The 12,614-nt window shown below is 67.4% G+C and carries 10 protein-coding genes and 2 rRNA genes; 2 read left to right on the forward strand and 10 right to left on the reverse strand.

Translation table 11 applies throughout. The features are described from left to right. Positions 1 to 384 precede the first annotated feature (384 nt). The gene (locus tag B9S58_RS25465) at positions 385 to 1,161 is read left to right on the forward strand and encodes an ECF subfamily RNA polymerase sigma factor, BldN family (protein ID WP_103534382.1); all 777 of its coding nucleotides are present in this window, start codon (positions 385 to 387) and stop codon (positions 1,159 to 1,161) included. Positions 1,162 to 1,371: 210 nt separating this feature from the next. After that, the gene (locus tag B9S58_RS25470) at positions 1,372 to 2,577 is read left to right on the forward strand and encodes a DUF5667 domain-containing protein (RefSeq protein WP_103534383.1); all 1,206 of its coding nucleotides are present in this window, start codon (positions 1,372 to 1,374) and stop codon (positions 2,575 to 2,577) included. 88 nt (positions 2,578 to 2,665) lie between these two features. Here B9S58_RS25470 and B9S58_RS25475 read toward each other — a convergent pair whose 3' ends face one another. From B9S58_RS25475 to B9S58_RS25520, 10 genes are all read right to left on the reverse strand, one after another. After that, complete coding sequence (locus tag B9S58_RS25475) at positions 2,666 to 3,748, reverse strand: lysophospholipid acyltransferase family protein (protein ID WP_103534384.1); 1,083 nt, start codon at positions 3,746 to 3,748, stop codon at positions 2,666 to 2,668. 15 nt (positions 3,749 to 3,763) lie between these two features. Then, positions 3,764 to 4,852 carry an NAD-dependent epimerase/dehydratase family protein gene (locus B9S58_RS25480; RefSeq protein WP_103534385.1) on the reverse strand — a complete coding sequence of 363 codons (1,089 nt, stop codon included), beginning with the start codon at positions 4,850 to 4,852 and terminating at the stop codon, positions 3,764 to 3,766. 149 nt (positions 4,853 to 5,001) lie between these two features. After that, positions 5,002 to 5,100 carry a 30S ribosomal protein bS22 gene (locus B9S58_RS25485; protein ID WP_003948845.1) on the reverse strand — a complete coding sequence of 33 codons (99 nt, stop codon included), beginning with the start codon at positions 5,098 to 5,100 and terminating at the stop codon, positions 5,002 to 5,004. 110 nt (positions 5,101 to 5,210) lie between these two features. Further along, entirely contained in the window at positions 5,211 to 5,423 is a 213-nt protein-coding gene (locus B9S58_RS25490; RefSeq protein WP_158072177.1) for a helix-turn-helix domain-containing protein, read from the reverse strand. Between the two features lie 128 nt (positions 5,424 to 5,551). Then, positions 5,552 to 6,367 (reverse strand): phosphatase, encoded by an 816-nt coding sequence (locus B9S58_RS25495; RefSeq protein ID WP_103534386.1) that lies wholly within the window; start codon positions 6,365 to 6,367, stop codon positions 5,552 to 5,554. 109 nt (positions 6,368 to 6,476) lie between these two features. Continuing rightward, positions 6,477 to 7,649, reverse strand: coding sequence for an acetoin utilization protein AcuC (locus B9S58_RS25500; protein ID WP_103534387.1), 1,173 nt, complete (start codon positions 7,647 to 7,649; stop codon positions 6,477 to 6,479). Next, positions 7,618 to 8,832: an MFS transporter gene (locus tag B9S58_RS25505; protein ID WP_103534388.1), complete on the reverse strand. Its 1,215-nt coding sequence runs from the start codon at positions 8,830 to 8,832 to the stop codon at positions 7,618 to 7,620. The genes B9S58_RS25500 and B9S58_RS25505 overlap by 32 nt, the downstream gene beginning before the upstream one ends. A gap of 42 nt (positions 8,833 to 8,874) precedes the next feature. After that, a complete protein-coding gene (locus B9S58_RS25510; RefSeq protein WP_103534389.1) occupies positions 8,875 to 9,519 on the reverse strand; it encodes an HAD family phosphatase in 645 nt (214 codons plus the stop codon). Positions 9,520 to 9,590: 71 nt separating this feature from the next. Next, positions 9,591 to 9,707: ribosomal RNA gene (gene rrf / locus B9S58_RS25515) — 5S ribosomal RNA — on the reverse strand. Positions 9,708 to 9,785: 78 nt separating this feature from the next. Further along, positions 9,786 to 12,614, reverse strand: a 23S ribosomal RNA gene (locus tag B9S58_RS25520); the annotation flags it as partial.

Raw genomic sequence — 12,614 nt, forward strand, 5'->3', positions numbered from 1 at the left:
CACAGCCCTTCCCGCACCTCCCGCCCGCCCACCGCGAACGGTCACGGGGCGCACCACGCCCGGAGCCCGGCCCCCGATCGCGAGCGGCTCCGCCACCGCGGGCAACGCTCCCTCCGGCCAGCCGGATCGCCGGCTCCCGGCCACAACCCGTCGCCCCCACAGACAGATCACGAAGGAATCCGGTCAATAAACGGTCACCAAGTGCTACTTGGTGCGTCACTTAGCGATAACAGAAGCGACGGAACCGGTGATTTAGACAACTGGGTGTAGCGCTGCCTGCACGAAGCGTTATTCTCCTCAGACGCATCACGGAGACCGCCACCCGCTACCACGGGTGACGTTTTTCGAACTGCTCGTGATGGAAGCTCTGCCTCTGGGAGTCCCGTGTACCCACACGTCGGGGTTGACGCCTCGGGCCTGGCTACGCTGCGTGCATCGGTCGTTGACCGCTTGCGCGGCTTCGTCCCCACCGCGTACGCCGTCCCCGCATTTGCCACCCCTGCACCTGCCGGCCCTTGCTACGCCCTGGCCGAACGCAGTGCGGCGGTCGGAAGACGCGGCACCCGCGCCGCCTCGACCACCTCGACCGTCCGCCGTCCCACCGCCGACAGCGACAGCGCGCGCATGATGGATCTCGTCGAGCGCGCGCAGGCCGGTGAGGCGGACGCCTTCGGCCGCCTGTACGACCAGTACAGCGACACCGTGTACCGGTACATCTACTACCGCGTGGGCGGCAAGGCGACCGCGGAGGACCTCACCAGCGAGACCTTCCTCCGCGCGCTGCGCCGTATCTCCACGTTCACCTGGCAGGGCCGCGACTTCGGCGCCTGGCTGGTCACCATCGCTCGCAACCTGGTCGCCGACCACTTCAAATCCAGTCGCTTCCGGCTGGAAGTGACCACCGGCGAAATGCTCGACGCCAACGAGGTGGCGCGCAGCCCCGAGGACTCCGTCCTGGAGTCCCTCTCCAACGCCGCACTGCTCCAGGCCGTGCGGCGGCTCAACCCCCAGCAGCAGGAGTGCGTCACCCTGCGGTTCCTCCAAGGCCTCTCGGTCGCCGAGACCGCCCGCGTGATGGGCAAGAACGAGGGCGCGATCAAGACCCTCCAGTACCGAGCCGTACGGACGCTCGCCCGACTCCTGCCGGACGACGCCCGCTGACCGGGCCTCTGCGTGACCGTCCCGTCACGCACTGGTCCGATCATCTTTCGTGCGTAACCCAAGTGCCGCGCGACTCGTTGTGCCGGTTGCAGGCCCCCTGTCGTCACCCCTGTCCGTAGCCACTCACCCCATCGAGTGGAAACGCTCAAGGTGTGCAACCTTCCGGACCGTCAGGGGAGTCGACCGTCATGACGAGAGGAGGTGCCGCCAGTGATCGCAAACGTTTCGGCACACCGGCGGGCGAACGCCTTCGCCCAGGCCCTGGAAGAGCAGACCCCCCAGGGTGCGGCGGCCGTACAGCCCGCGGAGCCGGCCGACCAGGCCGACCGCGGACCGCTGTTGGCCCTGGCGAACGGCCTCGGTGAGCTACCGAAGCCGCAGTTGGACCCCGAAGTCAAAGTGGTGCAGCGAGCCCAGCTCGTCGCGGCCATGGAGGCCATGTTCGCCGAGGGCGGCGCGTCCACGGGCCCTACGGTGCCCGTGCAACGGGGCAAGGGGGCCCACCGGGCCTCACCACTGCGGAAACTGCGCCCCCGCTCCCGCTGGGCGAAGGGGCTCACCGCCGGCGGGCTCACCGTCGGCGTGGCCGCGGGAGCGTTCGGCGGTGTGGCCGCCGCCAGCTCCGACGCCCTCCCCGGTGATTCGCTCTACGGACTGAAACGCGGGATGGAGGATCTCAGCCTCGGCATGGCCTCGGGCGACGCCGACCGCGGCGAGGCCTATCTCGACCAGGCCTCCACCCGGCTCAGCGAGGCCCGCAGACTCATGGAACGCGGCCGCTCCGGCGCCCTGGACCACGAATCCCTCGGCGCCGTCAGACGCGCGCTCAACGGCATGTCCCACGACGCCTCCGAGGGCCACCGGCTGCTCCACTCCGCCTACCAGCGCGACGGAGCGATCGGCCCGATCCAGACCCTGGACACCTTCTCCCGCTCGCACCGCGACACCTGGAGCAGCCTCCGCGACCGGCTGCCCGTCCAGCTCACCGACGTCCGCGACGAGGTCAGCTCGGTCTTCGACGCCATGGAGGAAGAAGTCGCACCGCTCCAGTCGCTCCTCCCCCGCCCCCCGGGCAAGGACACTGGACGCTCCGACGCCACTACCCCGGGCACCGGCTCGCCCAGGACCGACGCCCCCGCCTCCCCGGCCGCCCCCGAGCAGCCTGGAAACCGCACCGACGGCAAACCCACCCCCGAACCCTCCGGCTCGTCCGGCTCCGCCGACACCACTCCGGACGACGGCCTGCTGGGCGGCGGCACGGACGGCCTGCTGGACGACCTCCCGACGGACGGCCTCACCAAGCCCTCCCCCGAGAGCAGGCCCAGCGCACCCGCCGCCCCGGACGTCACCCTGCCCCCGCTCCTCCCGGGGCTCCTCCCGGGCCTCGGCATCGACGGCGAGAACCTCAGGCCGTAGAACGACGGGCTCACACACAGGAAGGGCCGGTACGCGATCCGCGTACCGGCCCTTCCTTTTCCGCACACCAGACCTTCCGCACACCAGGTCAGAAGAAGACCGACCGCCGCTGCACCAGCAGCCGGTACAGCGTGTGCTGGATCTGCTCACGCACCTGGTCCGTCAGGTTGAACATCAGCATCGGGTCCTCCGCCGCCTCCGGCGGATAACCGTCCGTCGGAATCGGCTCACCGAACTGGATCGTCCACTTCGTCGGCAGCGGCAGCGCGCCCAGCGGCCCCAGCCACGGGAACGTCGGCGTGATCGGGAAGTACGGGAAGCCCAGCAGCCGGGCCAGCGTCTTCGCGTTGCCGATCATCGGGTAGATCTCCTCCGCGCCCACGATCGAGCACGGCACGATCGGCGCCCCCGCCCGCAACGCCGTCGATACGAACCCGCCCCGGCCGAAGCGCTGGAGCTTGTACCGGTCACCGAACGGCTTGCCGATGCCCTTGAAGCCCTCCGGCATCACCCCGACGATCTCGCCCGTCTCCAGCAGCCGCTGCGCGTCCTCCGCACAGGCCAGCGTGTGACCGGCCTTGCGCGCCAGCTCGTTGACGACCGGGAGATGGAAGACCAGATCGGCGGCGAGCAGCCGCAGATGCCGCTCGGCCGGATGGTTGTCGTGCACCGCGACCTGGAGCATCAGCCCGTCCAGCGGCAGCGTCCCGGAGTGGTTGGCCACGATGAGCGCCCCGCCGTCCGACGGGATGTTCTCGATGCCCTTCACCTCGACCCGGAAGTACTTGTCGGCCAGCGGCCGCAGCACCGACATCAGGACCTGGTCGGTGAGCTCCTCGTCGTACCCGAACTCGTCGACGTCGTAGTCACCGGTGACCCGCCGCCGCAGGAACGCGAGCCCGCCCGCGATCCGCCGTTCCCAGCCGCCGCCCGATGAACCGTCCGAGCCCTCCACGTCCTGACGGAGCCCCTCGTCCTCGTGCTCCGCCTCCCCCGCCTCCGACGGCTGCCCGGGGACCTGCGCACCCGGCAGGGCGCTCACCGCGGCCGCGGAACCGTCGCCCCGGCCGCTGCCGTGGCCCCCCGCCCCGGTCCGGCGCCGCGCCGGACGCGATGTCTCTCCGGACCGCGAACGGTCGTCGTCGAACGGAATGACCTTGGCGTCCGCCATCGTCGGTGCGCTCCTCTACCTGGCGCCGTGAGTCGTCTGTACCGCACCGGCCCCGTGCTCCCGCGGCCCGGTGCCTCCCGGGAGCGGCAACGCCGCCAGCCGGTCCACCGCCCTGCCCACCGTCGCCGGCGGCAGCAGCCCGGGACCCCGGCTCCGCGCGAACTCCGCGAACGTCTCCGCCGTGGTGAACTGCGGCCGGAAACCGAGGGTCTCGCGCATCTGTACGGTCGAGACCACCCTGCCATGGGTGAGCAGCCGGATCTGTTCCGGCGAGAAGTCGGTCATGCCGATCGTGCGGAGCGCCGAGCCGACCCACGTGACGGCGGGCAGCAGCACCGGCACGGTCGGCTTCCCCAGCCGCCGCGAGCACTGCGAAAGCAGCAGCACACCGTCACCGGCGACGTTGAAGGTGCCGCTGTTCAGCGTCCCGCGCCGGGGCTCGCCCGCCGCGACCCCCAGGACGTCGATCACATCGTCCTCGTGCACGAACTGGAGCCGGGGGTCGTAGCCGAAGACGGTCGGCAGGACGGGCAGCGACAGATAGTCGGCGAGCGGCGAGTCCGGCCGCGGCCCCAGGATGTTGGCGAACCGCAGCACACACACCGCCACGTCCGGCCGGCGGCGGGCGAAGCCCCGTACGTACCCCTCGACCTCCACCGCGTCCTTCGCGAAGCCGCCGCTGGGCAGCGACTTGGGCGGGGTGGTCTCGGTGAACACGGCGGGATCGCGGGGCGCCGACCCGTACACGCTCGTACTGGACTTCACCACGAGCCGCCGCACCGTCGGGGACTTCTGGCAGGCTCCGAGCAGCTGCATGGTGCCGATGACGTTGGTCTCCTTGATCGCCGTCCGGCCGCCGGCGCCGAGCGCCTTGCCGGAGACGTCCAGGTGCACGACCGTGTCGACGGCGTGCTCGGCCAGGATCCGAGCCAGGGCGGACTGCCGGATGTCCGCAGTGACGAACTCCGCGTCGCCCAGCCGGTGCGCGGGCGCGACCGCGTCGACGGCGATCACCCGGTCCACCCCGGGCTCCCGCTGGACGCGCCGGACGAAGCGGCCCCCCAGCTGCCGGGCCGCTCCTGTGACGAGCACGACCTTTCCCAAGACCCGGCTCCCCTGCTTCCCGCGGTGACTTCCCTGGCCGTCACCGTAGCGGGTGGACGCCGTCCTGTGACGCCCCCATGCCCCGAAACGCACCGCAGCCCCTCCACCGGAACGGCGGAAGGGCTGCGGATCTCACGAACTGCGTTCGCTTACTTCTTGTTGCGACGCTGAACGCGCGTGCGCTTGAGCAGCTTGCGGTGCTTCTTCTTGGCCATCCGCTTGCGCCGCTTCTTGATAACAGAGCCCACGACTACCCTCGCTTACTTCATCTTCACTGGTGCGGGGCGTCTGGGCCCACACGACCTACGTCGGCCTAGCCTACCCGCCACCGTCCGAGGGGCGTAATCCGCAGGCAACCTCAGGCTGATTCCACCCCCACGAAGGAGTCGCGGAGATACGCGTGAACCGCTTGCTCCGGCACCCGGAAGGACCTGCCCACCCGGATCGCCGGCAGATGACCGCTGTGCACCAAGCGGTACACGGTCATCTTCGACACTCGCATGACCGAGGCGACTTCCGCCACGGTCAGAAACTTGACCTCGTTGAGAGGCCTCTCGCTGCCAGCAGCCATGACCCACCTGTACCTTCCGCACCGGACGCGCACCGGCTTCCCCTCCGGTGACTCTTCGTCGCTGTGCGCTCACTCACCAGATTAGGGGCGGGTGGTGCGAGTGGGGAAGAGGAGAGGCGATCGGCGGCCTACTGTGACAGACAGGCCCGATTGAGCACATAGCGCGTCAACGGCCGGTAGAACGGCGCCCGTACGCCGTCGTCGAGCGGAACGACGACGGACACCCGCCCCTCCGCCTCCCCCACGAACAGCGCCGGATCGTCCGTGTCCGCCGGCCCGATCGCCTCGATCCCCAGCTGACCTGCACCGCAGACCCAGCCGTGATCCCCGATCACCAGCTCGGGCAGCACCCCCAGCCGCTCCGCGGCATCCTGGAGCGCGACCCGCACCGGAAGCGGCGAATGCGTGTGCGCGCCGGTCTCGCCCCCCGTGGGCCGCCCCCCCGGTTCACGCACCAGAGCTACCCCCCGTACGTAGTCGAGGTGGTACGTGCGTACGCCAAACCGGGTCGTTATGTCGACACATCTGCCCTGCGCGGGGGTGAGAACAGGACAGCCCGCCGCCGACAGAGCGTCTGCCAGCCCGGCGTAGAAACCGAGCAGCCGGTGCGGATGGCCGGTCCCCAGCAGCACCGGAGCCCGACGCTCCGCCACCAGCGTCAACCGCTCGGCGAACGCGTCCAGCGCGGCCACCGTCCGCTCCGGGTCGATCGCGTCGGGCCCGGACACGTACGCGGGATCCGCGGAGACCCCGCACCGGTCCGCCATCAGCCGTAGCAGCTCACCCTCGCCCCAGGCCCGCTCGGGCGCGAGCCCCAGCATCACCCGCGGATCCCGGGCGGCGAACAGCCGGTAGCTGCGCAGACCGTTCTCGCGCGGCGTGGCCACGGGCCCGGCCAGCCGGGCCGCCAGCAGATGGGCGCGCAACGCCCCGGTGCTCAACACCCCTGGGATGCTGCCGCATCGCGGAGCCCCGGCGGGCGGGAATCCCGGTACGCCCCACCGTTGGCGTAACGCACGGCACAATGCCCGCGCACACCCCGGTCCACGCCCGTCAGGTCAGCAGCCCCCGCAGCGGGAACGCCGCCTTCCGGGACGCCAGCACCGCCTGGTCCAGCCGGTCCGCCGGGTCGTACCCGTCCTCCCACGCCTTCCACGACGGCGTACGCCCGTCCGTCATCCGGCCGGGCCCCAACTGCCGCGTGCGGGCGTAGACGAGGTCCCGCCAGGACGACGGCACCACGGACTCCGGATCGACGGGAGCATGCGCCGCGATCCCGACGAGATGCGTCCACGACCGGGGCACCACGTCCACCACCGCGTACCCACCGCCGCCGAGCGCCACCCAGCGCCCGCCCTCCGCGTACTGGTGCGCGAGCTCGTGGCAGGACTCCATGACCGCCCGCTGCGCGTCCAGCGACACCGCGAGGTGGGCGAGCGGGTCCTCGAAGTGGGTGTCGGCCCCGTGCTGGGTGACGAGCACCTGGGGCCGGAAGTCGGCCAGCAGCTCGGGCACCACCGCGTGGAACGCCCGCAGCCACCCCTCGTCCCCGGTCCCGGCCGGCAGCGCCACGTTCACCGCGGCGCCCTCACCGTCCCCGGCCCCGGTCTCCTCCGGCCAGCCGGTCTGCGGAAACAGGGTCCGCGGGTGCTCGTGCAGTGACACGGTCAGCACCCTCGGGTCCGCCCAGAACGCGGCCTGGACCCCGTCCCCGTGGTGGACGTCCACATCGACGTACGCGACCCGCTCGGCGCCCAGCTCCAGCAGCCGGGCGATGGCGAGGGCCGGGTCGTTGTAGACGCAGAACCCGGCGGCCGCCCCGGGCATGGCGTGATGCAGCCCCCCGGTGAAGTTCACCGCGTGCCCGCTCTCTCCCCGCCACACGGCCTCGGCGGCGCCCACCGACAGCCCCGCGATCAGCGCGGACGCCTCGTGCATCCCGGCGAACGCCGGATCGTCCACGGTCCCGAGCCCGTAGTCCTGGTCGGCCGCCCGCGGATCCGCGGAGGCGGCCCGTACCGCGGCCACGTAGTCCTCGCGGTGCACGAGCCGCAGGGTGGAGTCCCCGGCGGACTTCGCCGACCGCAGATCCACCGCCCCGTCGAGCCCGAACGCCCGCACCAGCCCCATCGTCAGGTCCAGCCGGACCGGGTCCATGGGGTGGGTGTCCCCGAAGTCGTATCCCGTAACTGCGTCATCCCACATCAGCTGTGTGCGGCCGCTCATGCCCGCCACCGTATCGGGCGGGGCTCGGCCCGAACGACCGGGCATACACGAGCGTCGCCAGCACCAGAACCATCGGTACGAGCATGGCACCGCGATAACTCCACGCATCCCCCAGAGCGCCCACGAGCGGCGAACCGACCAAAAAACCCACATAGTTGAAGATGTTCAACCGGGCCACGGCCGCGTCGCTGTTCCCCGGGAACATCCGCCCGGCCGCCGCGAAGGTCTGCGGCACGATCACACAGAGCCCGAACCCGAGCATCGTGAACCCGAGCATCCCCACCCAGGCCCCCGGCGCCAACGCCACGACCGCGAACCCGCCGGCCGCCAGCAGACTCCCGCCCCGCACCACGGCCACCGCCCCGAACCGCCGCACCCCGAGGTCCCCCACGGCCCGCCCCAGCAGGGTCGTCACCATGTAGACGTTGTACGGAACGGTCGCGAGCTGCTCCGAACCGCCCAGCACGTCCTGGAGGTACTTGGCACTCCAGTTGGAGACGGTCGAGTCCCCGATGTACGCGAAGGTCATCACCAGGCAGAGCGGCAGCAGCAGCTTGAACGACGGGGCCCCACCCGCGCCCCCGGGGCCTGGGCCTAGGCCTGGGCCGGCCTCCTCGGGCCCCTTCCCCTCCGTGTACCACCGGCTCCCGGCCAGCGCGGCGGGCAACAGCACCACCACGACGGGCAGGTAGGACACGAACAGCGAAAGATCCCACCGCGCCCCGGCCCACGCCAACGACGCCCCCAGGATCCCACCGAGGCTGTACGCGGCGTGGAAACCGAGCATGATGCTGCGCCCGTACGCCCGTTGGAGGCTGACGCCCAGCATGTTCATGGAGGCGTCCAACGCCCCGACGGCCAGCCCGAAGACGCCGAGCGCGACGGCGACGTGCCACACCTCCCGCCCCCCGCCCACTCCGAGCAGGGCGAGCAGGACGAGGGGCTGGGCCCACCGCAGGACGACGCCGGGCCCCACCCGCACGACCACCTTCTCGGTGGCCACGCTGCCGGCCCCCGCCAGGATCGGGACGGCGGCGAGGAAGACGGGCAGCAGCCCGTCGGATATCCCGTACTGGTCCTGAACGGCGGGGATACGCGTCACCAGGAGGGCGAAGGCCACCCCTTGGACGCCGAAGCTCAGCCCCAGGGAGGCCCTGCCGTGCCGCAAGCCCGCATCAGTCATGGCCGCGAGCGTAGAGCCAGGCTCTACCCATGGGTAGACGGCTCAGGCGAGCAGTCCGGGAAGCTGGGACATGTCCGAGAAATGCCCGGTCACTCCGACGAGCCGGTCCGCGGGCATCATCGACGTGAACCCGTACACGTCCATCCCGGCCGCCCGCGCCGCCTCGACCCCGAGCGGACTGTCCTCGATGACTACGCACCTCTCCGGAGCGACGCCCATCCGCTCGGCGGCGTGGAGGAACAGGTCCGGCGCCGGCTTGCCCCGCCCGACATCCTCCGAGCTGAAGATCCACTCTTCCTCGAACCACTGGTCGATGCCCGTCTTGCGGTGCCCGACCCGGATCCGCTCATGGCTCCCGGAGGAGGCGACACAGTAGTCCACCCCGTCCGCGACGAGCTTCCCGAGCAGTTCCTCGGTCCCGTCGACGGCCACAAGCTCCCGCTGGAAGGCAGCGAACGTACGGGTGTTGAGCGTGGAGTCGAAGTCCTCGGGCAGCTTCTGCCCGGTCCTCTCCTCGACGAGATCGTGGACCCGGTGCACGGCGGACCCCATGTAGTCACGGAGCGACTCGTCGTACGAGGTGGGGTGACCGAGTTCGGTCAAGTAGCCGGAGAGGACGGTGTTGGCGAGCGGCTCACTGTCGACGAGCACACCATCGTTGTCGAAGATGACCAGTTCGTAGCGCATGGTTCGAGCCTAGACGTTCAGAACGCAGAAAAGCCCCGTGCCACAAGGCACGGGGCTTTCCCGGAAAAATTGTTCGGCGGCGTCCTACTCTCCCACAGGGTCCCCCCTGCAGTACCATCGGCGCTGAAAGGCTTAGCTTCCGGGTTCGGAATGTAACCGGGCGTTTCCCTAACGCAATGACCACCGAAACACTATGAAATTAACCAACACCGGATGAAACACGGCCGTTCGTTATTTCAGAACTAACACAGTGGACGCGAGCAACTGAGGACAAGCCCTCGGCCTATTAGTACCAGTCAGCTCCACCCGTTACCGGGCTTCCACATCTGGCCTATCAACCCAGTCGTCTACTGGGAGCCTTAACCCTTCAAGAGGGTGGGAATACTCATCTCGAAGCAGGCTTCCCGCTTAGATGCTTTCAGCGGTTATCCTTTCCGAACGTAGCCAACCAGCCATGCCCTTGGCAGGACAACTGGCACACCAGAGGTTCGTCCGTCCCGGTCCTCTCGTACTAGGGACAGCCCTTCTCAATATTCCTGCGCGCGCAGCGGATAGGGACCGAACTGTCTCACGACGTTCTAAACCCAGCTCGCGTACCGCTTTAATGGGCGAACAGCCCAACCCTTGGGACCGACTCCAGCCCCAGGATGCGACGAGCCGACATCGAGGTGCCAAACCATCCCGTCGATATGGACTCTTGGGGAAGATCAGCCTGTTATCCCCGGGGTACCTTTTATCCGTTGAGCGACAGCGCTTCCACAAGCCACTGCCGGATCACTAGTCCCGACTTTCGTCCCTGCTCGACCCGTCGGTCTCACAGTCAAGCTCCCTTGTGCACTTACACTCAACACCTGATTGCCAACCAGGCTGAGGGAACCTTTGGGCGCCTCCGTTACTCTTTAGGAGGCAACCGCCCCAGTTAAACTACCCATCAGACACTGTCCCTGATCCGGATCACGGACCCAGGTTAGACATCCAGCACGACCAGAGTGGTATTTCAACGACGACTCCACAACCACTGGCGTGGCCGCTTCAAAGTCTCCCACCTATCCTACACAAGCCGAACCGAACACCAATATCAAACTATAGTAAAGGTCCCGGGGTCTTTCCGTCCTGCTGCGCGAAACGAGCATCTTTACTCGTAGTGCAATTTCACCGGGCCTATGGTTGAGACAGTCGAGAAGTCGTTACGCCATTCGTGCAGGTCGGAACTTACCCGACAAGGAATTTCGCTACCTTAGGATGGTTATAGTTACCACCGCCGTTTACTGGCGCTTAAGTTCTCAGCTTCGCCACCCCGAAGAGCAGCTAACCGGTCCCCTTAACGTTCCAGCACCGGGCAGGCGTCAGTCCGTATACATCGCCTTACGGCTTCGCACGGACCTGTGTTTTTAGTAAACAGTCGCTTCTCGCTGGTCTCTGCGGCCACCCCCAGCTCAAGCAGCAAGTGCTATCACCAGTGATGGCCCCCCTTCTCCCGAAGTTACGGGGGCATTTTGCCGAGTTCCTTAACCATAGTTCACCCGAACGCCTCGGTATTCTCTACCTGACCACCTGAGTCGGTTTAGGGTACGGGCCGCCATGAAACTCGCTAGAGGCTTTTCTCGACAGCATAGGATCATCCACTTCACCACAATCGGCTCGGCATCAGGTCTCACCCTTAAATGTGTGACGGATTTACCTACCACACGGGCTACACCCTTACCCCGGGACAACCACCGCCCGGGCTGGACTACCTTCCTGCGTCACCCCATCGCTTACCTACTACAAGTCTGGTTCATCGGCTCCACCACTACCCTCAACTCCGAAGAGATCGGGCCGGCTTCACGGACTTAGCATCGCCTGATTCAGTACTGGGCGTTTCAAAGCGGGTACCGGAATATCAACCGGTTGTCCATCGACTACGCCTGTCGGCCTCGCCTTAGGTCCCGACTTACCCTGGGCAGATCAGCTTGACCCAGGAACCCTTAGTCAATCGGCGCACACGTTTCTCACGTGTGTATCGCTACTCATGCCTGCATTCTCACTCGTGAACCGTCCACAACTCGCTTCCGCGGCTGCTTCACCCGGCACACGACGCTCCCCTACCCATCCATACGGGCGTTGGCCCTATGTGTATGAATGACACGACTTCGGCGGTACGCTTGAGCCCCGCTACATTGTCGGCGCGGAATCACTTGACCAGTGAGCTATTACGCACTCTTTCAAGGGTGGCTGCTTCTAAGCCAACCTCCTGGTTGTCTCTGCGACTCCACATCCTTTCCCACTTAGCGTACGCTTAGGGGCCTTAGTCGATGCTCTGGGCTGTTTCCCTCTCGACCATGGAGCTTATCCCCCACAGTCTCACTGCCGTGCTCTCACTTACCGGCATTCGGAGTTTGGCTAAGGTCAGTAACCCGGTAGGGCCCATCGCCTATCCAGTGCTCTACCTCCGGCAAGAAACACACGACGCTGCACCTAAATGCATTTCGGGGAGAACCAGCTATCACGGAGTTTGATTGGCCTTTCACCCCTAACCACAGGTCATCCCCCAGGTTTTCAACCCTGGTGGGTTCGGTCCTCCACGAAGTCTTACCTCCGCTTCAACCTGCCCATGGCTAGATCACTCCGCTTCGGGTCTAGAGCGTGCAACTCAAACGCCCTGTTCGGACTCGCTTTCGCTACGGCTTCCCCACACGGGTTAACCTCGCTACACACCGCTAACTCGCAGGCTCATTCTTCAAAAGGCACGCAGTCACGACTGCATGTGCAAGCACATACAGCGACGCTCCCACGGCTTGTAGGCACACGGTTTCAGGTACTATTTCACTCCGCTCCCGCGGTACTTTTCACCATTCCCTCACGGTACTATCCGCTATCGGTCACCAGGGAATATTTAGGCTTAGCGGGTGGTCCCGCCAGATTCACACGGGATTTCTCGGGCCCCGTGCTACTTGGGTGTCTCTCAAACGAGCCGTTGATGTTTCAGCTACGGGGGTCTTACCCTCTACGCCGGACCTTTCGCATGTCCTTCGCCTACATCAACGGTTTCTGACTCGTCCCACAGCCGGCAGACTGTGAAAGAGAGATCCCACAACCCCGCATGCGCAACCCCT

This window comes from Streptomyces sp. SM11, assembly GCF_002910905.1.
Classification (GTDB): Bacteria; Actinomycetota; Actinomycetes; order Streptomycetales; family Streptomycetaceae; genus Streptomyces.

Coding starts and splice junctions, on each gene's coding strand:
- B9S58_RS25475 (WP_103534384.1), bottom strand. CDS start 3,748: ATGGCGGACGCCAAGGTCATTCCGTTCGACGACGACCGTTCGCGGTCC.
- B9S58_RS25505 (WP_103534388.1), bottom strand. CDS start 8,832: ATGACTGATGCGGGCTTGCGGCACGGCAGGGCCTCCCTGGGGCTGAGC.
- B9S58_RS25510 (WP_103534389.1), bottom strand. CDS start 9,519: ATGCGCTACGAACTGGTCATCTTCGACAACGATGGTGTGCTCGTCGAC.
- B9S58_RS25490 (WP_158072177.1), bottom strand. CDS start 5,423: ATGGCTGCTGGCAGCGAGAGGCCTCTCAACGAGGTCAAGTTTCTGACC.
- B9S58_RS25500 (WP_103534387.1), bottom strand. CDS start 7,649: ATGAGCGGCCGCACACAGCTGATGTGGGATGACGCAGTTACGGGATAC.